The following is a 21963-nucleotide window of genomic DNA, read 5'->3' on the forward strand; positions in this document are numbered from 1 at the left end:
GGCATATTAAGGTCCAGCAACACGAGGTCAGGCCGTTCCTTGTCCGCGTACTCGCCACGCTGGTTGAGGAATTCCATCGCCTCGACGCCGTCCTCGACGACGTGGAGGTTGTTGAGGATATTTCCCTGCTCGAAGGCTTTCTCCGTGAGTTTGGCATCGCCCGGGTTGTCTTCCGCGAGGAGAATCTCGACCGGCTGCCCAGTCTCAGTCATCGCCGACCCCCTTGCTTTGGGCGGCGTTCAGCCCCTTCGGGATGGTGAATTTGAACGTCGCGCCGTCTCCTGGCTCCGACTGGACCCAGATATCGCCGCCGTGGCGCTGGACGATCCGGCGGGTGATCGCTAGCCCGATCCCGGTGTTGCCGGCTTCGGCATCCGCTCCTTGCCTGAAGATCTCGAAGACATCGTCCTGTTCGTCGGCCGGAATCCCCGGCCCGTTGTCCGACACGGCGAACTCGTGGGTGTCCGTCCGGTCAGCGACAGTCACATCGATCTTTGGTATGCCGTCCTCACTGGCGTGTTCGATGGCGTTCTTCACGAGATTCTGGAACACCTGCCCGAGTTGGTCGCCGTCGGCGCTGACGGTCGGTAGATCCTCGGCTGTGACTTCGGCATCATGATCGGCGATCAGCAGTTCGAGGTCCTGGCGGGCGCTTTCGAACACTGCCTCGGCGTCGACTTCGTCGAACTCCTCGGCCTCGGTGTGGACGCGAGAGTACTCCAGCAGCGAATTGATCATCCGCTTCATCCGCTTTGCGCCGTTGACCGCAAACGCCATGTACTCCTCGGCCTCGTCGTCTAATTCGTCACCGTATTCGCGCTCAAGGAGGTCGACGTAACTCGACACCATCCGGAGGGGTTCCTGGAGGTCGTGGGAGGCGAGGGCATGAGTGTGCGCTCCAATTAATCAGGATTGATAACTGAATACCCCGCACTACCGTGTTCCAGGGAGATACCCACGAGACGGTCTCGAGTCGATGGGGAGACGAGCGAGAGCAGCGTCGATCTCTGTCCTATTGGACAGGCTAGCATAACCATTATCATCAATCAGTCGCCTTTCGGGAGTATGGGTGCTGAAACCCGGATTCTCTCCGTCGCCGCTGATCCGGATGACACCGAGACGATCAGGGCGACCCTCGAAACCGAACGGTCCCGGTTTCGCGTCGAGACGGCGACGACAATCGAGGCAGGGATCGATCATCTCCCGGCCGTCGATTGTGTCGTCAGCGACCACGACCCGCCCGAAATTGACGTATTCAGCGTTCTCGAACGGGTGCGGTCGATCGATCCGGAGATGCCCGTCGTGCTGTTTCCAAAAACTGGCTCAGAGCAATTAGCTGGCAGCGCCGTCTCGGCGGGCGTCACCGCGTACGTCGGACGGGACGGAAGTGACGAGCAGTATGCCACGCTCGCCAGCCGGATCACCGACGCGATCGAGGGCAGTCGTCACGAGGGCTCCGAGGCTGCCACCGACTCCACGCTCCGACAGATCGCCGATCACACCGACGATGTGTTGTTCGTCGTCGACAGTGACTGGGCGGAGTTCCAGTTCGTCAACTCGGCCTACGAAGACTTCTTCGAGGAGTCGATCGAACGACTTCGATCGGACCCGAAGTCGTTCCTGCAGGGCGTTCATCCGGGGGATCGCGAGGCCGTCGAACGATCGATGGATCGCCTCTCGGCGGGCAGAACCGAATCGATCGAGTTCCGCGTTCGGACACCCGACGACGAGGTTCGATGGGTCCACAGCGAAGGGAAACCCGTCTTCGACGACGAGGGGAGTGTCAGCGAGATCGTCGGGTTCGTCCGGGACATCACGGAGCGCGTCGAACGGACGCGCCGACTGGAAACTCTCATCGGCAATCTCCCCGGGATCGTCTATCGGTGTCGCAACGAACCCGGCTGGCCCATGGAGTACGTCAAGGGCGATTGTGAAGCGATCACCGGCTACGCCGCGACGGCGATCGAGAATCAGTCGGTCGTGTGGGGTGAAGACGTCATTCATCCCGATGACCGCGAGCGCGTCTGGCAAGCCGTCCAAGACAGTCTCGATGCGGAAGGGCATTTCGAACTCACCTACCGGATCCGGACGGCGGACGGGGAGACGCGGTGGATGTGGGAACGCGGACAACTCGTCGACGGACGCAACGACGAACCCGTCCTCGAAGGCTTCATCACCGACATCACCGAGCGCAAGGAATGGGAGGAAGAACTCGAAGCCGTCAATACACTCCTCTCGACGCTGTTCGAGACGGTTCCAGTGGGCGTGACGGTGCTCGGCGAGGACGGCGACATCACTCGAGCCAACGAGCGTGCCAAAGACGTCCTCGGCCTGGACGAATCGGACATTGTCGACCGAATGTACGACGATCCCGAATGGGAGATTGTCGATGAGGACGGCGAGGAGATCCCGCCCGAAGACCTCCCGTTCGCTCGGGTAATGGCGACCGGCCAGCCAGTCTACGACTACCGGCACGGGATCGAATGGCCCGACAAGAGCGTTCGCTGGCTCTCGATCAACGCCGCACCGCTGTCGACAGCGGCGGACGACCCCCAAGCGGTCGTCACTGCGATCTCGGACATCACCGATCAACTGGAGAACGAGCGAGCCCTAAAGCGGCAAAACGAGCGCTTAGAGGAGTTCGCGAGCGCCCTCAGTCACGACCTCCGAAATCCGCTGAACGTTGCCAGCGGCCGACTCGAATTGCTCGGTGACGAGTGCGACAGCGAGCACGTCGAAGCCATCGAAGCCGCCCACGAGCGAATGCAAACTCTGATCGAGGACGTGCTAACGCTGGCCCGGGAAGGCGATCGCGTCACCGAGACCGAGCCGGTGGCACTCCAGTCGGTGATCGAAGGGTGTTGGCAGACGGTCGACACTGACGGGGCCAAACTCCGAACAGAAGTTGATCGGACAGTAACCGCCGACCGCAACCGACTCCAGCAACTACTCGAGAATCTGATTCGCAACGCGGTCGAACACGGTTCGAAACCGCCCAATACAGCGGGTGAAAACGGCACTGACGCCCCAGCGGTCACGATCCGGATCGGCCCGCTCGACCGTGGCTTCTACGTCGAAGACGACGGGCCGGGAATCCCACCCGAGAAACGCGAGGACGTCTTCGAGGCAGGCTATTCGACCCAGGACAACGGGACCGGGTTCGGGCTGAGCATCGTCAGACGCGTCGCCGAGGCCCACGGCTGGGATATCCGCGTGACGGAGGGGGACAACGGTGGGGCGCGATTCGAGATCACTGGTGTTGAGTTCGTCGAGTGATGGGAGTCCGACTGGTTGTGGGCTATGATGGACCGGATGCGCAATCAGGCCCACTTGCGGAGCGTGTGTCCTCACCGCCGAACGTCAGTTAACGCGACCGTTAACGTAGTGATGGCGACCGCCGACGAACATATCCGCGTCACCGAGAGGGTAAAGCGGGAACTCGACCGCCGACGGCGAGAGGGCAAAAGCTACCTAATTCAGCGAGAGAGTCCCGCCGTCGACGGCGCTTCGCGCCGTCTGCCCGTGGCGTCTCCGACGCCACGCTGTTCAGGGCGGGCGTGAATCGCGTACGCTCCTTTGAGAATCCGCCACGTTACTGCTGGTCCTGAGTCTCCAACAGTCACTAGCAGTTTCACTTTCACTCTGCATGGCTGTCATTTACGTTCTGACACCTCCTCCTATGGACTGGCTCATGAAGCGAACCAACACATTCGCCGTGCGACCGCTCACCAACGATGGAGAGCAACTGCTACGAGACTTGTTGGACGCTTCCGCCGCTCTCTGGAACGAGATAAACTACCAGCGCCTCCTGCGATACAACGACGAGGACGGCTTCGAGGGCGACGTATGGGACGCCGATACCGGTGCTCTCGAAGGAAGATACAAAGGCGTTCTCGGTGCGTCCACCGCTCAACAGGTGATACGCAAAAACAGCGAAGCGTGGCGTGGATTCTTCCGGTTGAAAGAACAGTACCACGACGAGTCGAACACCGTAGTCACAGAACACCCTGAACCGCCGGGGTTCCGTGGGAATGAGAACGATGGACGCCACCTCAAGGGAGTCATTCGCAACGACGCCTACACCGTTGAGTGGGGCGATCGCTCCCGGCTTGAGATACTGGTCGGGCGCGAGTTGAAAGACCGATACGACCACACCGGGCGCCTCCGGCTGGAAATCGCTGGCGACCCAAACTGGCCAGAGTACGAGGACCAGAGCCGGTTGGAATTGTGGTATGACGAGACTGATAGCACGTTCAGGGCTTCGCAACCCGTGACTCTTTCTGACGATGCACGGGATACTCCACTGGCCGACGAGACGGCCGCTCTGGATATCGGTGCAAACAATCTCGTCGCCTGTACCACCACGACCGGCGAGCAGTATCTGTACGAAGGCCGTGAGTTGTTTGAGCGATTCCGTGAGACGACACGAGAAATCGCCCGGTTGCAGTCGAAACTCGAAGACGGACGATACAGTAGCAAGCGTATCCGGCGATTGTATCGGAAACGAACCCGTCGCCGTGACCACGCACAAGAGGCACTGTGTCGTGACCTGCTGGACCGACTGTACGCCGAGGGCGTGGACACGGTGTATATCGGTGGTCTGACCGACGTGTTGGATACACACTGGTCGGTCGAGACAAACGCGAAGACGCACAACTTCTGGGCGTTCAAGAAATTCACTGACCGATTGGCGTGTACTGCCGAGGAATACGGTATCTCCGTCGAGGTTCGGTCGGAAGCGTGGACCAGCCAAGAGTGCCCGCAGTGTGGCGGCACAGACCGGACAACACGGCATCAGGATACGCTCTCCTGTTCCTGTGGCTTTGAGGGGCACGCCGACCTCACAGCGTCAGAAACATTCCTGAAGCGGCAGACAGAGCAGACAGTCAGGCCGATGGCACGGCCCGTGCGGTTCCAGTGGGACGACCACACTTGGTCGGAGTCACCACGCTCTCACGAAAGTCCCAACGAACAGCGTACAGACCAGAGTACCGTCCACCGTGACGGGAAATATTGCCTCCGGGGACTCTCAGACCGACTGAGACTCCCACGCCGGAGAGGAAACCGCGCCGTCGCCGGCCTACGGCCGGCTGCCTGAGGGATCTTCGATCCCTCTCCGTTTACGGCGCGGAGGATGTCATAACGACGTGCTTGAGCGCATTCTCGACGAAGAGAAGCTCGGCGACTTCTACGACGGGTTCGGTCGGTGGTCCGGCGAGGAAGCCGACCGCGTCCGTGAGGCGCGCCGAGAGGCCAAAGAGAAGCGAACGCAGCGACTGCGAGAGCGATCCGAGGACGCTGCATGACGGTCCTGGACGCGACAGTCTCATCGACTATCTGGACGGCGTCGAAGCGACGAAGCGTTCTACGAGGCACATGGGGGCGAGAACGAGCGCTGGGTGATGCCCGTTCCGGCCTACGCTGGGGCACTCGTCGGCGAAGGGACCCTTCCGAATGGCGACGTCGACGGTGCTCGTGCTGATCTTTCGTGGGGCAAGACGTACGCCGTCGACGAACGGATGGCCGTGACAGCGGGAGAGATCGCGGACGAGTCCAACCGGGAGGACCGTATTTGGATGGCCTCGATGCACTGATTGCCGCCGTCGGCGGGGAACTGAATGCGCCGGTGGTCTCCAGCGACGGTGATCGCACCCACCCGGAGACGAAGCAGGTTGTCGACGTCGAAGAGTACCGCGAGGCTGAAGATGACAGTTAACTGTGTCTCTGGTTCGCCTGAACCATGGTCTGCTCCGTGACTTCGGGAATAGCGTCCACGTCATCACCGAGTGAGGTGAACGCTAATTTGCGGGGAGATAGACACCCACCAAGACCATCCGGACGAGATCGAGTCGCCAATCAACGGCCCCACCGCGACTGACGAGACTGAAAACGAAGTATGACGGACGAACACTGGGGGAGACTGTGCTGGCCGGAAAATCAACCCAGGACGTCCCCGTCACGCCCAGCCAGTTCGCTGTCCTTTTCTCGCACGGTCACGTAGCCAGCGACGATTCGCATGGATCCGGAAGACAACCGCCAGACCTGGGCCGAGCGCTCGGGTGCGTACTCGCCGGAGTACTACGCCCATATCGGCCACAACGAAGTGAGCGAGACGCTCGCGAGCGTTCTCGAGCACTACGCCAGCGAAGACCCGAGCGTCCTCGAAGTCGGCTGTGGCTCCGGGCGACACCTCGCACACCTTCTGGATACCGGCTACAGCGACCTCGCGGGGATCGATATCAACGACGACTCCTTCGAGGTGATGGCCGAGGAGTATCCGCGACTCGTCGACACGGGCACCTTCCTCACCGGGGCGATCGAGGACCTCCTCCCGGAGTACCCCGACGACGCCTACGATGTCGTCTACTCGGTCGAGACCCTCCAGCACGTCCACCCGGAAGAGACGGCCGTCTTCGAAGAGCTCGTGCGCGTGACCGGCGACCTGTTGATCACGGCCGAAAACGAGGGGAACGCCCCCGACCGGGGCCGTCCGGGCGCTGAGGTGTCCGAAGTCGACGACGAGTTTCCCCTCTATCACCGCGACTGGAAGACGGTGTTCAGCGATCTCGGGGGTGCTCAGTTACTCTGTGAACCGACCAGCCGGGATACGATCCGAGTCTTTCGGTTCCCGTGAGAGTCAGCTGATACGGATTATTGTAGTGCTGTAGCGGTATCCGCCGATCCCGGGTCGGCGTTATCCGGAAATAATCTAATCCGTATGACTCCGACTACTCGAGAGATCCGTGTTGGCTCTCCATCACCTGCGTTCGTCCCAAAAGCGACGGCGACCGTTCGGGTATCGGGCGCCGCTTAGATGATCCCTCCTGCCAGTGCACCGCCGAGCACGACCAGCAAGCCTCCGGCGACCAGGTGCAACGTTTCCAGGTGGCGCTGGCGCCACTCGCCCACCGCGTCGGCGGCCACGTAGCCGCTGCCGACCACGAGGGTGATCGCGATCATCGGAGCGACGAACAGGAGGTTGTAAGCGCCTAGCAGCGGGAGCGACTGCTGCCAGGGGAGGCTAGCGAGCATCCCGCCGGCCACGACGTAGGGGCCGGCTGTACACGGCAACAGGAAGAGACTGACGCCGACGCCGGCCAGCACCGCCCCGACGATCGTACTGTGGGCCCACAGTGGTTCCGTCAGTCGGCGTTGCATCCCAGGTCGCCAGGATTCGGGGACCTCCATCGTGAACCCACCGGCCCCGTGGCTGATGCCGTCTTTGAGTTCGAACAGGCCGAGTCCGATCGCGAGAACGCCAAACAGCTGTCGGATCCCGGCGATCTGAAGGGCGTCGATGGCGCCCGCTGATTTGAAGCCGAACACCAGCAGCGCGCCCATTGCGCCGTAGGCGACGGCGATTGTCAGGGCGAACGTCAGTCCGGCAGCGATCACCGTTCGCGGGCGTTCGGGATGGCGCGTCAGAATCGTCGTGAGCAAGACGACGAGGACGGCCAGTGCACACGGGTTGACCGCATCCCCGAGTGCGAGCCCTGCCAGTGTCAGAAGCGTTCCCATCGAGGGGTCCTCAGTTGACTTTCCGGTAACCGTCTTCGTCGGGGATTCGTGAGTTCCTGGCTTGTCGTTCGCGGATTCGGCGGTGGTCGTTTCATCTGTCGTTGCTTCGTCGGGAGTCTCCCGAGCAGTCCTCGCCACGTCAGTCGTTGCCTTCGTTTCAGGGGTCATCTGTGCCGCCTCGAACCGTTGTTCGAGCAGTTCGATCGCCCGATCCTCGCCGATCGCGTACTCGTCCCCGACGAAAACGACAGGGACAGGCCCCCACTGCTCGCGAGGGACGTCGTACCCCTGGAGATATTGGGCGAAGCGGCGGGGATGGTCACGTGCGTTGTACTTCTCGACGGTAAATTCGTACTCGTCGCGTTGCGCTTCGAGGAACTGCTCGACGTTCCCACAGTGCGGACAGCCAGGGAGATAAAAGAACACAACCGTCACGGACCCCGTTTCGTTTGTCGTGATGGCGTTCGTCGCCGATCGTGTGTCCTCCTCCTGGGCTCCGACCGCCGGTCCGACCGCACCGCCGAAAACGCCCACCACCAGGAGCAGACAAAAGACAACGCTGATTGTCCGGACGAGAAGCTCACGATTGCCGGCGAGCATGCGGAAAATATCTCCCCTTCCTGCCTTAATCGCTCCGGAATGTCTGTCTCGACAGCAGTTTTCAGTATCACTCGTGGAGCGCCCACTTCGGCCCATCCAGTATTACTCAAAATCGAAAAAGTATTATTTCGGCAAATGGTACCGCTTCGAACGTAATGAAATCGAGACGATCGTTCCTCGGGGCAGTCGGCGCCACGGCTGTCATGGGGCTGTCCGGGTGTGCGGAGGTGATCCCTGGATCGGACACAAGCAGCGCGAGAAACTCACGGGCGGTCACGGACGGCTACGACCGGACGGTGAGCGTCCCCGAGACCGTCAAGCGTGTCGTCGCCGTCGGGCCGGGGGCCCTCCGGCAGGTCGCCTATCTCGACGCGACCGATCGCGTCGTCGGCGTCGAGCAGGAGACTGGATCTATCTTGACATCCCCGTACAACCTGGCGAATCCAGACCTGCAGGACCATCAAAAGATCGGAATGGCGGGCCCGAACGCCGGAGGGAACAGCGAACAGATTCTCGCGGTCAATCCGGACGTGATCTTCTATTACGGCGAGCGCTCGCGGGTCCCAACCCTTCAATCTCAGACCGATACACCGGTCGTTGGCCTGGATATCGTGGATTTCGTGGATCGAGAGGCCCGCGAGACGATGTTCGAGACCTGGCGACTGCTCGGAGACGTACTCGACGAGCGCTCGCGCGCTGGGACCCTGATCACGTTCGTCGAGGACACGATCGCGGACCTCCGAGAGCGGGCGGACGGAGTAACCGAGGATGATCGCGAGCGCGCCTACGTCGGGGCGATCAACTACAAGGGCGCGCACGGCCTCGCGACGACGCGAAAACAGTTCGCCCCGTTCCGGTGGTCGGGCGTCGAGAACGTGGCCAGCACAATCGACAGCGACGCGGCCTCGGTGCAGGTCAGCACCGAACGGCTACTGGCCTGGGATCCCGCGACGATGTTCGTCAGTGGCGTGAACGTCGGACGCGTCCGCGAGGACGTGGCCACCAACCCCGAGTACGAATCACTCGCCGCGATCGAGACCGACGAGACGTATTCCATCCTCCCACACGCCAGTTACCATCACAACTACGGGTCGATCCTCGCAAACGCCTACTTCGTCGGGAAACGCGTCTCTCCCGATCGCTTCGGGGACGTCTCCCTGGAATCGAAAACCAAAGCGATCTTCGAGACGATGCTCGGGGACCCGCTCTTCGAGAGCCTCACTGACCCGAACGACGCCTATCAGCGACTCGATCTCCAATGACCGAAACAGCCACCGCGGTCGGCGAGCGCAGGCGACGACGCGTCGGGTTCCTGGGCGGCGTCGCCCTGACCCTGGCGATCGCTGGGACGTTCGCGCTCGCGATCGGGTCGGTACAGGTTCCGCTCGCCGATCTGCTCGCCGCGTTGACCGGCGGCGGGACCGAACTCCATCGGAACATCGTCTGGCGGAATCGACTGCCCCGCGTCCTCGGCGCGATTGTCGCCGGTGGGGGCCTGGCAATCGCCGGCGCGGCGATGCAGACCGTCCTCCGGAACCCACTGGGGGCTCCATACACGCTCGGGATCTCCCAGGCGGCTGCCTTCGGTGCAGCACTTGCGATCCTGCTGACCGGCGTGGGGGCCGGCTCGGCGGCGGGTGGACTCCTCGCGACGTGGCTGACGCCGATCGCGGCCTTTCTGGGTGGGATGGTCTCGACGGGCGTCATCCTCGCGCTGGTGACTTACCGACAGGCGACCCCCGAGACGATGATCCTCACCGGCGTCGCGCTCGGATCGCTGTTCCAGGCCGGGCTGACGCTGCTGCAGTACTTCGCCAGCGACACCGAGGTCGCGGCAATCGTCTACTGGACGTTCGGCGACATCGGTCGGGCGGGCTGGCCGCAGGTGATCGTCATGACAGTAGTCGTCCTCGCGGCGACGGCCTACTTCCTCCGGCACGGCTGGGATTACGACGTGCTCGATGCCGGGACCGACACCGCGAGAAGTCTCGGTGTGAACGTCGACTCGCTACGGATCCGTGGAATGGCGATCGCGTCGCTCGTGACGGCACTGATTGTTTCGTTCGTGGGTATTATCGGGTTCGTCGGGCTGGTCGCCCCCCACGTCGTGCGAATGGTCATCGGCGGCACCGAACGATACCTCATGCCGGCCTCAGCGCTCGTTGGCGCGACGCTGCTCGTGGTCGCCGACACGGCTGCTCGGACAGTGCTTTCCCCGGTGGTCCTGCCCGTCGGCATCCTGACCTCGTTTCTGGGCGCGCCGCTGTTTCTGTATCTCGTGATCGAAGGGAGGGCATACTGGTGACACTCGATATGCAGCGCCTCACGTTCGCCTACGACGACGAACAGATCCTCGAGGAGATCAACCTGACAGTCCAATCTGGCGAACTGCTGGGTCTGCTCGGCCCGAACGGGTCCGGGAAAAGCACGCTACTGGAGTGTTGCAATCGCTTGCTTGGGCCCGATTCAGGGCGTGTCACGATCGACGGCGATCCCATTGCGACGCTCGCGCCCGACGAGCGCGCCCGGCGAGTCGGGTACGTTCCCCAGTCCGAGTCAGGGGCGTTCCCGGCATCGGTCTTCGAGACGATCCTGCAGGGTCGACGGCCCCACGGTGGCTGGTCACCCAGCGCGAGCGATCGCGAGGCTGTCGAGCGGGTGATCGATCGACTTGGACTCGACGGCCTGGCGACCCGGAACGTCGAGAATCTCTCGGGTGGACAGCGCCAGAAGGTCCGTCTGGGCCGGGCCCTCGTCGGTGATCCGTCGGTCCTGCTCCTGGACGAGCCGACGAGTGCGCTCGATCTGAAACACCGCCTGGAGGTGATGGACCTCGTCGTGGGGCAACTCCAGGGCGACGTCGCGGGGATGATCGCGATCCACGACCTGAATCTGGCGGCCCGCTACTGCGATCGGGTCGCGCTGCTTGCCGAAGGCGAAGTCCACGCAGTGGGCCCACCGGACGTACTGACCGCCGAGGCGATCCGGGAAGTCTACGGTGTCGAAGCGTCCGTCAGACGCCACCGAGATCGGCGCCTGGTCGTCCCCGAAGCGCCTGCAGACACGGGACCGTCGGCCGCCGAGCCTCCGATCGAGGGGCATGTGGCGGATCGACCCACCCCAAATACCGCTGAGACCGACGACTGACAGAGCGTGATACGATGAAATTCAATGTAACACAGATCGGGACCGTGCACAGCGAGTTCGACGAACCGGCCGATCCGGACGCGATGCGAGAAGTGGCGAGTACGATCGTCGTCGACGAGGCTTACGAGGAGGCACTGTACCGGATCGAGGACAGCGATCACCTGAAGATCGTCTTCTACATTCACGAGGCTGACGAGCCGACGCTACGCGGGCCGCGACGCTACGGCGTCGAGCGGGGCACGTTCGCCTGCCGGAGTCCCCACCGGCCGAGTCCGATCGGGACCACGACTGTGGAGTTACTCGAACGCGACGGCCTGGCGCTTCAGGTTCGAGGGCTCGACGCCATCGACGGCACGCCAGTGCTTGACATCAAGCCCTACGCGCCGAGTCTGGACCGGCCCGAGGAGGCCGACGACGACCGGCGGGACGCGCCGCGCGGGCGGATCAAACGCGGGATCCGGAATCGAGAGCGCGAGGAACTACTCCTCCGGGCGGGGGAGATCCACGGCCACTTCTGTCCGTACCTCGCCTTGGGCGTGATGGCCGGTGTCCACGCGATGCGCGAACTCGGTACGGAAAGCGAGGGGATGGAAGATCTCGTGGCCGTCGTCGAGACGAACAGCTGTTTCGCGGATGGCGTCCAGACTGTGACGGGCTGTACGTTCGGAAACAACGCCCTGCTCTATCGGGATTACGGCAAGACCGCGATGACGCTGGTTTCGCGGGACAATTCCGACAACGGCGTCCGAGTCCACGTCAAAGAGCGCGAGGAGATTATCGAGCGTGACTACCCCGAGGCGAGCGAGTTGTTCGAGACCGTCATCGCCGACCGTGATGGCACCCCTGCCGAGCGCGAGCGCCTCACGGAACGCTGGCAGGCAGTGGCCTTCGACCTGATCGGCCGTCCGATCTTCGATGTTTGTGACGTCCAGACCGGCGTCAGCGTAGATCTACCCGACGAAGCGCCGATCTACGAGGATGCCCAGTGTGTCGACTGTGGGGAGTCAATCATGGCACCGAAGGCGGTCGAACGCGACGGCGAGACGTACTGCCGGGACTGCGCGAATGCGTCGTATCTACAACTTGATGGCCGCGGACTGAGTCGGATCGAACCGTCGGAGTAAGATTCCCTACTCCGGCGTGAAGGCGTGGCCACGGATGATCATCCGACTGGTGAATGCAGTCGTGACCGTCCAGACGATCACGAGCACTCCGGTGACGCCGGCCAGGATCGCGTTGAACGCCGCGATCCCGAGGAGATGCCCCATCACGCCTGCCGAGATGGCAAACGCACCCGTCGGGAAGGTGTAGGCCCACCAGGTGAAGAAAAACTGGTGGTCGCGCTGTGTCACGTAGTAGGCGACGACTGCGACAGTCAGCAGGAACCACCAGGCGGAGAAACCCCATAGGACCATCGCGAGTAGTTTCATGCTGGCGACGATCGGTTCGACCGCGAGATCGAACCCGACGCCTGCCCGCAGTGCGCGAACGAGTCGGCCGATTGCGATGACCAGCACGGCCGTCGGCGCGAGTCCGATCACGAACGTTGGCGCAAGTTTCTCCTGTGGAAGCGATTCGTAGGCGTACCGATGAAGGATGATCGAGCCGAAGAACACGAACATGAAGCTCCCGATGCCCAGTGCCATCATCGAGATGACGAAGACGAACTGTCCGACCGCGCTGCCTGCGTAGATGTTTTCGACCAGCCAGAACCCGAGAATGGGGATGACCAGATGGGAAACTGGCGGGATGTACCACGCGAACACCCCGTGATGAGACCCGATATTATCGTTGGCGAACATGATTGTGACCAACAGGAGGCCAAAGCCGAAGATACCGATACTCCCGAGTATGAACAATCCGACGAGCAACGGTTCGAGAACTACCTTCGGCAATATATCTTGCATTGTTCGAGCAATACCAACTCCAAGGACGAGCAACGTGATCGGCATTGTCGGGAAGAATTGACTCCGGATCGGGTGAGTCAAATCGGTTCGAACTTGCCCGGGATGGGTCACAATTCGAAGCAACCAGGGGATCGTAAATACGACCGTCAGCAACGCCGTGAGTCCTACGAAAACCTGTGCAAGCATTGCTGCAGGCCCAAACTCGTATTCCGAAGCGACCAGTGCCAGGGCAAGGCCCAGCGCACCGGTGCCCATTGTTGATCCGAACCACTGCGGGCCGAAGTACTCGACGATGCCCGCTAACTGCGTTCTCCGCTGGTTCCTCAGTGTCGTCGATCCAGCCATTGTCTTGTATCTATGACCAAATACTGCCCAATGATAAGCGGACGGATTCCGATCGATCTGTGGACGATCAGTCGTGGTCGCCGAACGGCTGAACGGCCAGTCGAGTCACGAACGTGAACCGGGTCAAACGGAGCAATCAATCCAGTCTCAGTCAGGAGAGACTCGATGTCCCTTCAAACGTGCTCCGACAATCTTCGACGGCCTGCTGGCAGTGCCCGAATATATCCGCAACTTCCTGTTCCATCCGGTCAGCAACGACTTCGGGTGGGTTCGCGACGAATGCTGATCGACCGGTGGATTCGTATTCATCAGTCACACACCGGACGAGTCCGTTTTCCTCAAGCGTATCGATGTAGCGATAGGCAGACGACTCGGCACACCCGACCCTCGCTGCGATTTCGGTCACTGTCATGGGGTCGTCGATCTCGACGATCGTTTCGTACGTTTTCCGTTCAGAATGAGTGAGCCCAAAGATCACTTCGAGTGCACGACTGGCGCTCGGTTCCGAACGGCCCTGCTCTTTGATATTCACGGTGTGGATCGATGTTCGCTCTCGACACTCATATATCTGGTTCTCCGAATATTCGAATGTTCCCGAAAACGTTTCACCATCGAGGACCATCGCCAAGACGTGACCAGTGATATCTACCAGCGCCAGGCCGATCTTTGCTCGGTGTTCTCGAACCCGAAGCGTCTGCAGATCCTCGATGTCCTCCAGGACGGTGCAGAACATACTGTCTCGGATATTCAACACGCGACCGACATCCCTCAGTCGACCGTCTCCCGCCATCTCAAACTGATGCGCGATCGGGGAGCAGTCCACAAGCGTGCGGACGGCGTCTACAACCACTACGTTCTGACGGATGAACGGATCGCAGAAGGGATGAATACCATGCGGGAGGTGCTGTTGGCCCAACTGGAGCGGGAGGACGATCTAGTCGGGGCCGAGAAATGAGTGTGCGTTGTTTCTGGACCCTCTCTTGTACGTCCGCACAGTACCGCCGTCGTCTCTGAATGGTCGCTTTGTCCGCTGTACTCTGTGGAATATTTGCACTATTCTGATGACATCTAACGTAACTCACGGACTCAGTATCGACGAAACCGTCAACGATTTAGCCGACAATATTGTATGGATAGTACAATGGAGGCTGCGACATTCCAACCTGATCACGAGTGGTTCCAGCAAGTGCTGCCCGAAGGGCTGTCTATCGATGAGACGACCGTCGTGTCGGGGCCTGGCGGATCAGGCAAGCCCCTGGTTGGGTTCGCCGTCGTCGAGTCCTGGCTCGCGAAGGGTGGAAGCGTCGTCTTCTTGTTGACGAATTCGGGGCGAGACTTCGTCGCCGAGACGATGGCCGAACTTTACGATGTCGACGTTGAGGAGTATGCATCAGAACTGTCGTTTGTCGAGTTCGATCCGGAGATGGATCCGACCATCGAGGCGATCGATCGCCCCGATGACGGACCAATCCGGGCGAACCTCCTCGATAGCGCCGTCTGGACCGAAGCGATCGATTCGGCGGCCGAGCCGCTGGCTGACGACGGACCGGGAACGCTCGTGTTCGCAACGGCGCTGAACCTCTTTCTGTTCGCTTCGACGTATCGCGAGGAGAGTCTCGATACCTTCCTGCGAACTATCGAACGCGAGGACGACCGGACGTATCTGTTCACCGTGAGCACGTCGGCGTTCGCTGACGAGATCGCCCGCGTCGAATCGGCCGCCGACACCGTTTTGCTGACCGAGATGGACGACCAGCGCCTGCAACTCCGTGGGGTAGACAGTGAGTCGGTCCCCGTCGAGACTGATTTCGCACAAGTCCCGTTCACGCCCGAACAGATCTCGACGATCAAGTCCGTCTCCGAGGAGACTCGGACGAGTCTGATCCCGACATTGAAAGAGATCTGATAGCCTCTGGGCGAGGGGACGATCGTCGCCGTTTTCGTTGTTCAGTCGAACGGACTGGTATGGACGCCCGTCTTGAGTGTGGGCCCTGCCTTCTCCGGCAGGCCCTCGATGCAGCACAGCAAACGGATGCCGACGAGACAACCCGCGAGCGCGTACTCCGTCGTGTGGCGACCGAGATCAGCGACATCTCACTCACCGAGACGCCGATGGCGATCGCCGAACGCGGACAGGCGATCGTTCGCGAGGAGACCGGCGAGGACGATCCCTTCGAGGAACAAAAGCAGGCGGCGAATCGAACGGTTGAGGCGTTACTGCCGGCACTGGAGTACCGCCTCGAAGAAGCCGACGATCGCTTCGGACGGGCCGTGCGCCTCGCCATCGCGGGCAACGTCATCGATGTCGGCCCGGGCCACGACGTTGATATCGAGGCGACGATCGACGAGGTACTCGGTCAGCCCTTCGCGGTCGATCGCCTCGCGGAGTTGCGGTCGGATCTCGAAGACGCCGAGGACGTCCTCTACCTGGCCGACAACGCGGGCGAGATCGTCCTCGATCGCCTGTTGATCGAGCAACTGGAGGCTGACGTCGAGGTCGTGCTCAAGGATCGGCCGTTCCTCAACGACGCCACGGCCCGGGAGGCCCGTTCGGTCGACCTCCACGAAGTTGCGGACCTCTCGACGCGGGGGACAGCAGGTGTGGGCACGATCACCGACGCGTTCGCCGAGCGACTCCAGGCAGCCGACATCGTGATCAGCAAAGGCCAGGGGAACTACGAACTGTTCAGCGACTGCGAGGCGAATCTGTACTTCCTGTTCATGGTCAAGTGTGGCGTCGTCGCCGACACCGTCGGTGCGCCCGAGGGCAGCATCGTCGTGGCCTGATACGGATTATTGTAGATTATTTCCGGATGAAGTCCGTCTCAAATAATCGGGGTGGTTTGTCTCCGTTGTCGTTCCCATCGGTCGCCCAATAGTATTGCATTATAATTACAATTTCATACTATCCTATATCACCAATATCAATTAGTACTCAACCATCGTGTGGTTTATTACACCTAGATTTATGTGTATACAAATCCTAATAGTGAATGGACGCAACAAGAGCATCGGGGTGATCCCCGTGGCTCGATCGGAGACTGACAATCATGCCATCACAGCCCCTTCAACACGGACGCGACGCGGCCTACGTCGTGATCGGAGACGGTATCGCCGGAAGTTCAGCAGCGGCAGAACTCGCCGAGCGAACCACCGACGCCTCGATCACGGTAGTGACTGCTGAATCTGAACCGCTCTACAACCGGATTCTGATCAAAGAGTTCGCCAAGGGGAACCTGGATGCGGACGTGGTTCGAATGCACGACCGGTCGTGGTACGACGACCGCGACATCGACCTCCGGCTGGACACGCGCGTCGAGACCGTCGACACCACGGCACAGGTCATAGAGACAGCGGCTGGCGAGTCCATCGCCTACGACGAGTTACTGATCGCGACTGGAAGTACGCCACGATCGCTGCCGGTCGAGAACGCCGACGCCGACGGCGTGACCACCTTCTGGACGATCAATGATGCCGCCCGAATCCGGGAGAACGCCGCGGCAGCCGAGCGCGGCGTGATCGTGGGCGGTGGACTGTTGGGCATCGACTACGCTGCCATCGCCGCTGCCCAGGATGTCGACGCCCACTATCTCATCCGAGAGGATCACTGGTTCTCGGGGGCACTCTCCGAGACGGGTGCTGAGATCGTCCATGAGGCTCTGCGCGAGCGTGGCGTGACACCTGTCGTCGAGACCGAGGTCGAACGCTTCGAGACCGACGACGGCCACGTCAGCGCGGCCGTCGCGTCCGATGGACGCCGGTACGAGGCTGATTGTGCCGGGGTCGCGATCGGGACGACGCCCAACACGGGGTTGCTCGAAGAGACCCCGATCGCCATCGAGGACGGCGTCGTCGTCGACGAGACGCTCCAGACGGCTGTCCCGTCGATCTGGGCGGCGGGCGATGTCGCTCGTTACGACGACCGGCGCCTCGGGGAACACGTCAGCAACGGTTCCTGGGGCAGTGCGGCCGCCCAGGGCGAACTGGCCGCCCGGAACATGCTCGCCGCACCCGAGGCGAGAGCACCGTTCGAGTACGTGCCGTCGTACTCCGTCTCACACTTCGAGTTCCCGCTGGCGTCCTTTGGCCATCCCCGACTCGGGGACAGCTATCAGGAACGCCAGTACGGCGACCGCGAGTGGCGCCGCCTCGCCTTCCGGGACGGTCAGCTCGTCGGTGGTGTTCTGATCGGGAATCGTGAGCCGCTCCAGGCGTACAAGCAACTCACGGCCAGTGGTCGTCGCGTCCAGCACCAGGTCCAGCAGTTGCTCGCGCCGTCCTTCGACGGGATGGTCCCCACGAACTCGTCCTCGCCCCTCGCTTCGGACTGATCGAGTCGGTTGTGCCGACGGTGCCACCCTCGTAGATGCGAGTTGCTCACCACGCCTACCGGTTCGAAGTCTGACTTGTCGATCCGAGCGGTGTCCGAGTGGTGCTTTAGCCTTGCCTCAAAAATTACGTTATAGACTCTCTATAGGCAGATTACGGGAGATTTATGCCGCTAGAAGCGAATAGTAGATTGATGTCGAAATCCAGTGAGCTCGCAGAGATGAAGCAGAGTCTGCACGAACTCGTCGGTGAAGCCGAGAACCTCGAAGGGTTCGTCGGCTACGTCGAAGGCACCGAGAGTCCAGGGGCCCTAAACACGAAGACAAAAGAACTCATGTCCCTGGCCGTCGGCTGTGCCGCCCGGTGTGAGAACTGCGTCCTTTGGCACCTGGATGGCGCGCTCGAGGCTGGCGCGACGCGGGAAGAAATCATCGAGACCCTCGAAGTGGCCGTCCTGATGGGTGGTGGCCCGGCGATGACCTATGCAATCGAGGCCTACGAGATCCTCGAGGAACTGGACGCCGAAACGGACGCCTGAGGATTCTTCTGGGGTTGTTTCAGATGACAACTGCGTTTGAAGTTCCTGATCTGGGAGACGGTGCCACAGCGGGACGACTCGTCGCCCTCGAAATCGAGGCCGGGGAGACGGTCCTCACGGACACCCTCATCGCCGAGGTCGAGACCGACAAGTCGATCGTCGAAGTGACTGCGCCCGAGACGATGACGATCGAGGAGTGTATCGCCGAGGTGGGCGAGGACGTCGAAGTCGGTGACACGCTTTTGAGATACGAATCTGCCGATACCGCCGAGATGCCCGAGGAGCCGGCTGACGAAGCGGGGCACTCAGCAGCCGCCGAAGACGAGTCGGAGCCGTCCGAAGAGACGGCCGAATCTACGGATGCGATCGATCGCCAGTCGAGAGACAGCGCGTCCGACCGGACGGTCCGACCAGTCGGTGCTGACGTTGCGACGGATGTCCCGAGTCCGGGCAGCGTCAACGGAGTCCCCGAACGGACCGATATCTTGATTATCGGTGCCGGCCCTGGCGGCTACGTCGCGGCTATCCGGGCTGGCCAACTCGGCCTCGACGTGACGCTCGTCGAGGACGACGCAGTGGGCGGCACATGCCTCAATTACGGGTGTATCCCGTCGAAGGCACTTATTCATGGCGCGGACATTGCCTATGAGGCCGCAAACGCCGAGCATCTCGGGGTCAGCGCCGATCCGACCGTCGATATCGACAAGTTGACAGACTGGAAGGACGGCGTCGTCGACCAGTTGACGGGCGGCGTCGAGCAGTTGTGTTCGGCTCAGGGTGTCACGGTCGTCGAGGGCGTCGCCGCGTTCGTCAACAATCGGCGGGCGACAATCACGACCGACGAGGGAGAGACGGCCATCGACTTCGGGAACGCGATCGTCGCGACGGGGAGTCGCCCTGTCGAGATCCCCGACTTCCCGTTCGACAGTAAGTACGTTCTGGACTCGCGTGACGCACTTGCGGTGGAGGAACTCCCCGAGTCACTGGTCGTCATCGGCGCGGGTTACATCGGCATGGAACTCTCGACGGTATTCGAAAAGCTCGGGACCGACGTCACCGTCGTCGAAATGTTCGATGACGTGCTCTCTGGCTACGAGGACGATATCTCCCGGCTCGTCCGCGAGCGCGCCGAGGCGTTCGGCATCGACTTCCGGTTCAACGAGATGGCCAACGACTGGGCGGAGACCGACGACGGTGTCGTCGTCCACACGGAAGACGAGAACGGTGATACCACCGCTCTCGAGGCCGAGAAAGTGTTCGTCGTCGGCGGGCGCGAACCAGTCACCGACACGGCGAACCTCGAGGCTGCCGGGATCGAACTCGACGAGGACGGATTCGTCAAGACCGACGCGCAGGGCCGGACCACCTGTGAGCGGATTTTCGCAATCGGCGACATCGTCGGCGATCCCATGCTCGCCCACAAAGCCAGCCGCGAGGGCGAGGTCGCCGCCGAGGCCATCGCGGGCGAGCCTGCCGTACTGGACTACCAGGCCATGCCCGCCGTCGTATTCACCGATCCCGAGGTCGCGACCGTTGGCATGTCCGAATCCGATGCCCGGGACGCCGGATACTATCCCGTCATCGGTCGAATGCCGTTGTCGAGTAACGGCCGGGCGCTCACGCTTGGCGACACTGAAGGCTTTGTCCGGATCGTCGCCGACAGTCAAACTGAACTCGTTTTGGGCGCACAGATCGTTGGCCCCAACGCATCCGAGATGATCGCAGAAGTCTCCCTCGCCATCGAAATGGACGCCCGCCTGGCTGATATCGCCGAGACCGTCCACACCCACCCGACACTCTCGGAAGCCGTCATGGAAGCCGCCGCGAACGCCCGCGATGAAGCGATCCACACTGCGAACTGAGCTGTCCTTTCCCACTTCACAATGACTCCACAGGCTTCAAAGAAGGTCCCCGATGGCAAGCTCGTTCGCGTCGATATCGACGTCGAAGAACGGATCGACACCGTGACGATTACCGGCGACTTCTTCGTCGAACCGCCGGAGGCGCGACGGGATCTCGAAACCGCGATCGAAGGACACCCTGTCGACGTCGACCGCGAAACGATCCTGGCGGCGCTCGAAGCCGTCGAGGCGACGCTGATCGGCTTCGCTGCGAGCGATCTGGCGGACCTGACGATGGAGGCCCTGTGATGACTGACGAGCCGTGGATGATCATCGACAGCGGCACGTACAGCGAACCGGTCCAGCAGGCACTCGAACGCGTGCTGCTCGATCGCGTTGACAGCGGTGAGATTGGGCCGACGCTACGAGTCTGGTATCGCGAGTCGCCAGCGGTCGCACTCGGTCGCTTTCAATCGTTCGCCGACGAGGTGGCCGTCGAATACGTCGAATCTCAAGAGATAGACGTTGTCCGGCGGATCACCGGCGGTGGTGCGATGTTCGTCCAGCCGGGGGCGGTTGTGACCTATTCGCTGTACCTGCCCACCGACCTGGTGAGCGACGATATTCGGCAGAGCTACGCCGATCTCGATCAGTGGGCGCTCGAGGCGCTCCGTGGCCTCGACCTCGACGTCCACCACGAGCCGCTGAACGATATCGCCCACGCCGAGGGCAAGATCGGCGGGTCGGCACAGCGTCGCACCGACGCCGCGGTCCTGCATCACACAACGATGAGCTACGATCTCGATATCGCAGAGATGCTCCGCGTCCTGCGGATCGGTGAGGAAAAGGTCTCGGATAAGGCGATCGAATCAGCCGAGCGCCGCGTCGCTCGGATCACCGATCACGTCGACGCGTCCCGGTCAGCCGTGATCGACGCGCTGAAACATGGGATCCGGGATCGACACGGGGCGAACGAACGAGAACTCACCGATCGGGAACTCGACAGCGCCCGTGACCTGGTTGGAGAACAGTTTGGCATCGACGAGTGGAATCGACAGCTGTAGGCGCTCAATCGTCCGATGCGGCGAGTCCCGGGTTGCGAACACTGTGATCGTCATCGAGTCGATCGACGAGCTCGGCCTCGGTGACTGGAGGGCGATCGGTCATGTTCTCGACGTCGAGTCCCTCGTGGGGCCAGCACCATCGACAAGTGGTGTCTGCGGCGGTTTCCTGCCGGTCAGTCCATGCCCGTGAAAAGAGCCGCGCGGATCAATCCAGCAGGACGCGTCCGTCGTCCATCGGCAGGACCGAGTAGCCAACGGTGTGGACATCTTTGGTGGCCCGAATGGCCCCGACGACTGTCGAGATGGCGTCCATCGTGCCCTCGAGGACGAACAACTCCAGGCAGTTCTTGTCACCGACGTGGGTGTGGAAGTTCGACGCGACGATGTCGTCGTACTCGTGGCGGACGTCCATCATCTGCTGTTCGATCTCCCCGGACTGGTAGTCGAACATGACCGTCACCGTGGCCATGAGCTGTCGGCCGTCGAGAGATTCGTCGTCGAACTCCTCGAGTAAGTCCCGGCTGGCATCTCGAATCACTTCGCTTCGCCCGCTGTAACCGTGATCCGCGGCGAACTGATCGAGACGGTCGACCAGATCCTCCGGCATCGAGACGCTGACAATGGGCATACATTAACGCAGAGCCGTCCGATAATAACGGTTGGCTTCCCCGGCG

General features: G+C 61.7%; 20 protein-coding genes and 4 pseudogenes. 18 read left to right on the top strand and 6 right to left on the bottom strand.

Annotated elements, in window-relative coordinates; translation table 11 throughout:
• Positions 1–212: pseudogene (locus HZR20_RS14420) on the bottom strand (response regulator); the annotation flags it as partial.
• Entirely contained in the window at positions 205–903 is a 699-nt protein-coding gene (locus HZR20_RS03315; protein WP_309484896.1) for a sensor histidine kinase, read from the bottom strand. The pseudogene HZR20_RS14420 and the gene HZR20_RS03315, both read right to left, overlap by 8 nt.
• Positions 904–1065: 162 nt before the next feature.
• On the opposite strand from HZR20_RS03315, the gene HZR20_RS03320 reads away from it, so the two are divergent.
• The 5 genes and pseudogenes from HZR20_RS03320 (at position 1066) to HZR20_RS03340 (ending at position 6634) form a co-directional block, all read left to right on the top strand.
• Positions 1066–3276 (top strand): PAS domain S-box protein, encoded by a 2211-nt coding sequence (locus HZR20_RS03320; RefSeq protein WP_181685174.1) that lies wholly within the window; start codon positions 1066–1068, stop codon positions 3274–3276.
• Between the two features lie 415 nt (positions 3277–3691).
• Positions 3692–5042 (top strand): annotated as a pseudogene (locus tag HZR20_RS03325) (RNA-guided endonuclease InsQ/TnpB family protein).
• 105 nt (positions 5043–5147) lie between these two features.
• On the top strand, positions 5148–5306 hold the full coding sequence (locus HZR20_RS03330; protein ID WP_220132635.1) for a hypothetical protein: 159 nt from the start codon (positions 5148–5150) through the stop codon (positions 5304–5306).
• Positions 5303–5716 (top strand): annotated as a pseudogene (locus tag HZR20_RS14760) (VapC toxin family PIN domain ribonuclease). The gene HZR20_RS03330 and the pseudogene HZR20_RS14760 overlap by 4 nt, the downstream one beginning before the upstream one ends.
• 300 nt (positions 5717–6016) lie before the next feature.
• The gene (locus HZR20_RS03340) at positions 6017–6634 is read left to right on the top strand and encodes a class I SAM-dependent methyltransferase (protein WP_181685175.1); all 618 of its coding nucleotides are present in this window, start codon (positions 6017–6019) and stop codon (positions 6632–6634) included.
• A 176-nt stretch (positions 6635–6810) separates the two neighbouring features.
• On the opposite strand, the gene HZR20_RS03345 is transcribed toward HZR20_RS03340, so the two are convergent.
• Positions 6811–8118 carry a glutaredoxin domain-containing protein gene (locus tag HZR20_RS03345; protein WP_181685176.1) on the bottom strand — a complete coding sequence of 436 codons (1308 nt, stop codon included), beginning with the start codon at positions 8116–8118 and terminating at the stop codon, positions 6811–6813.
• A gap of 155 nt (positions 8119–8273) precedes the next feature.
• Between HZR20_RS03345 and HZR20_RS03350 the strand changes: the two genes are divergently transcribed.
• Genes HZR20_RS03350 through tsaA form a run of 4 tightly spaced genes read left to right on the top strand, consistent with a single transcriptional unit; the run spans position 8274 to position 12389 of the window.
• Positions 8274–9380 (top strand): ABC transporter substrate-binding protein, encoded by a 1107-nt coding sequence (locus tag HZR20_RS03350; protein ID WP_181685177.1) that lies wholly within the window; start codon positions 8274–8276, stop codon positions 9378–9380.
• Positions 9377–10423 (top strand): FecCD family ABC transporter permease, encoded by a 1047-nt coding sequence (locus tag HZR20_RS03355; protein WP_181685178.1) that lies wholly within the window; start codon positions 9377–9379, stop codon positions 10421–10423. The genes HZR20_RS03350 and HZR20_RS03355 overlap by 4 nt, the downstream gene beginning before the upstream one ends.
• Positions 10420–11265: an ABC transporter ATP-binding protein gene (locus HZR20_RS03360; protein WP_181685179.1), complete on the top strand. Its 846-nt coding sequence runs from the start codon at positions 10420–10422 to the stop codon at positions 11263–11265. The genes HZR20_RS03355 and HZR20_RS03360 overlap by 4 nt, the downstream gene beginning before the upstream one ends.
• Positions 11266–11279: 14 nt before the next feature.
• Complete coding sequence (gene tsaA / locus HZR20_RS03365; RefSeq protein WP_181685180.1) at positions 11280–12389, top strand: tRNA (N6-threonylcarbamoyladenosine(37)-N6)-methyltransferase TrmO; 1110 nt, start codon at positions 11280–11282, stop codon at positions 12387–12389.
• Positions 12390–12395: 6 nt separating this feature from the next.
• Here the strand turns inward: tsaA and HZR20_RS03370 are convergent, their stop codons facing one another.
• Both HZR20_RS03370 and HZR20_RS03375 read right to left on the bottom strand, forming a co-directional pair.
• Positions 12396–13517 (bottom strand): TDT family transporter, encoded by a 1122-nt coding sequence (locus tag HZR20_RS03370; RefSeq protein ID WP_181685181.1) that lies wholly within the window; start codon positions 13515–13517, stop codon positions 12396–12398.
• 151 nt (positions 13518–13668) lie between these two features.
• Positions 13669–14049, bottom strand: a complete 381-nt coding sequence (locus tag HZR20_RS03375; RefSeq protein WP_309484885.1) for a helix-turn-helix domain-containing protein — start codon at positions 14047–14049, stop codon at positions 13669–13671.
• 99 nt (positions 14050–14148) lie between these two features.
• Here HZR20_RS03375 and HZR20_RS03380 point away from each other — a divergent pair, with 99 nt between their 5' ends.
• The 9 genes and pseudogenes from HZR20_RS03380 to HZR20_RS03415 all read left to right on the top strand — a co-directional run bounded on the left by HZR20_RS03380 (position 14149) and on the right by HZR20_RS03415 (position 21289).
• A complete protein-coding gene (locus tag HZR20_RS03380) occupies positions 14149–14472 on the top strand; it encodes an ArsR/SmtB family transcription factor (protein ID WP_309484886.1) in 324 nt (107 codons plus the stop codon).
• 186 nt (positions 14473–14658) lie between these two features.
• Positions 14659–15423 carry a hypothetical protein gene (locus tag HZR20_RS03385; protein ID WP_181685184.1) on the top strand — a complete coding sequence of 255 codons (765 nt, stop codon included), beginning with the start codon at positions 14659–14661 and terminating at the stop codon, positions 15421–15423.
• Between the two features lie 59 nt (positions 15424–15482).
• Complete coding sequence (locus tag HZR20_RS03390) at positions 15483–16304, top strand: damage-control phosphatase ARMT1 family protein (protein ID WP_181685185.1); 822 nt, start codon at positions 15483–15485, stop codon at positions 16302–16304.
• 263 nt (positions 16305–16567) lie between these two features.
• Positions 16568–17848: an NAD(P)/FAD-dependent oxidoreductase gene (locus tag HZR20_RS03395; RefSeq protein ID WP_181685186.1), complete on the top strand. Its 1281-nt coding sequence runs from the start codon at positions 16568–16570 to the stop codon at positions 17846–17848.
• A gap of 191 nt (positions 17849–18039) precedes the next feature.
• On the top strand, positions 18040–18384 hold the full coding sequence (locus HZR20_RS03400) for a carboxymuconolactone decarboxylase family protein (RefSeq protein WP_181685187.1): 345 nt from the start codon (positions 18040–18042) through the stop codon (positions 18382–18384).
• A 23-nt stretch (positions 18385–18407) separates the two neighbouring features.
• A pseudogene (locus HZR20_RS14440) lies at positions 18408–18569 on the top strand (biotin/lipoyl-containing protein); the annotation flags it as partial.
• A 297-nt stretch (positions 18570–18866) separates the two neighbouring features.
• Complete coding sequence (gene lpdA, locus HZR20_RS03405) at positions 18867–20246, top strand: dihydrolipoyl dehydrogenase (RefSeq protein ID WP_309484897.1); 1380 nt, start codon at positions 18867–18869, stop codon at positions 20244–20246.
• A 21-nt stretch (positions 20247–20267) separates the two neighbouring features.
• Positions 20268–20534 carry a lipoate protein ligase C-terminal domain-containing protein gene (locus HZR20_RS03410; RefSeq protein WP_181685189.1) on the top strand — a complete coding sequence of 89 codons (267 nt, stop codon included), beginning with the start codon at positions 20268–20270 and terminating at the stop codon, positions 20532–20534.
• A complete protein-coding gene (locus HZR20_RS03415) occupies positions 20534–21289 on the top strand; it encodes a lipoate--protein ligase family protein (protein ID WP_181685190.1) in 756 nt (251 codons plus the stop codon). Before HZR20_RS03410 ends, HZR20_RS03415 begins: the two co-directional genes overlap by 1 nt.
• A gap of 205 nt (positions 21290–21494) precedes the next feature.
• On the opposite strand, the gene nikR is transcribed toward HZR20_RS03415, so the two are convergent.
• Positions 21495–21917: a nickel-responsive transcriptional regulator NikR gene (gene nikR / locus HZR20_RS03420; RefSeq protein WP_181685191.1), complete on the bottom strand. Its 423-nt coding sequence runs from the start codon at positions 21915–21917 to the stop codon at positions 21495–21497.
• Positions 21918–21963: the final 46 nt, after the last annotated feature.

Source organism: Halorhabdus salina (genome assembly GCF_013839425.1).
GTDB classification, from domain to species: Archaea; Halobacteriota; Halobacteria; order Halobacteriales; family Haloarculaceae; genus Halorhabdus; species Halorhabdus salina.

What these genes read in the sequence shown, in the direction of transcription:
- HZR20_RS03340 (WP_181685175.1), top strand. Translation starts at nt 6,017, where the DNA reads ATGGATCCGGAAGACAACCGCCAGACCTGGGCCGAGCGCTCGGGTGCG.
- HZR20_RS03355 (WP_181685178.1), top strand. Translation starts at nt 9,377, where the DNA reads ATGACCGAAACAGCCACCGCGGTCGGCGAGCGCAGGCGACGACGCGTC.
- HZR20_RS03410 (WP_181685189.1), top strand. Translation starts at nt 20,268, where the DNA reads ATGACTCCACAGGCTTCAAAGAAGGTCCCCGATGGCAAGCTCGTTCGC.
- HZR20_RS03390 (WP_181685185.1), top strand. Translation starts at nt 15,483, where the DNA reads ATGGACGCCCGTCTTGAGTGTGGGCCCTGCCTTCTCCGGCAGGCCCTC.
- HZR20_RS03345 (WP_181685176.1), bottom strand. Translation starts at nt 8,118, where the DNA reads ATGCTCGCCGGCAATCGTGAGCTTCTCGTCCGGACAATCAGCGTTGTC.
- HZR20_RS03415 (WP_181685190.1), top strand. Translation starts at nt 20,534, where the DNA reads ATGACTGACGAGCCGTGGATGATCATCGACAGCGGCACGTACAGCGAA.
- HZR20_RS03350 (WP_181685177.1), top strand. Translation starts at nt 8,274, where the DNA reads ATGAAATCGAGACGATCGTTCCTCGGGGCAGTCGGCGCCACGGCTGTC.
- nikR (WP_181685191.1), bottom strand. Translation starts at nt 21,917, where the DNA reads ATGCCCATTGTCAGCGTCTCGATGCCGGAGGATCTGGTCGACCGTCTC.
- HZR20_RS03370 (WP_181685181.1), bottom strand. Translation starts at nt 13,517, where the DNA reads ATGGCTGGATCGACGACACTGAGGAACCAGCGGAGAACGCAGTTAGCG.
- HZR20_RS03395 (WP_181685186.1), top strand. Translation starts at nt 16,568, where the DNA reads ATGCCATCACAGCCCCTTCAACACGGACGCGACGCGGCCTACGTCGTG.
- HZR20_RS03320 (WP_181685174.1), top strand. Translation starts at nt 1,066, where the DNA reads ATGGGTGCTGAAACCCGGATTCTCTCCGTCGCCGCTGATCCGGATGAC.
- HZR20_RS03400 (WP_181685187.1), top strand. Translation starts at nt 18,040, where the DNA reads ATGTCGAAATCCAGTGAGCTCGCAGAGATGAAGCAGAGTCTGCACGAA.
- tsaA (WP_181685180.1), top strand. Translation starts at nt 11,280, where the DNA reads ATGAAATTCAATGTAACACAGATCGGGACCGTGCACAGCGAGTTCGAC.
- HZR20_RS03385 (WP_181685184.1), top strand. Translation starts at nt 14,659, where the DNA reads ATGGAGGCTGCGACATTCCAACCTGATCACGAGTGGTTCCAGCAAGTG.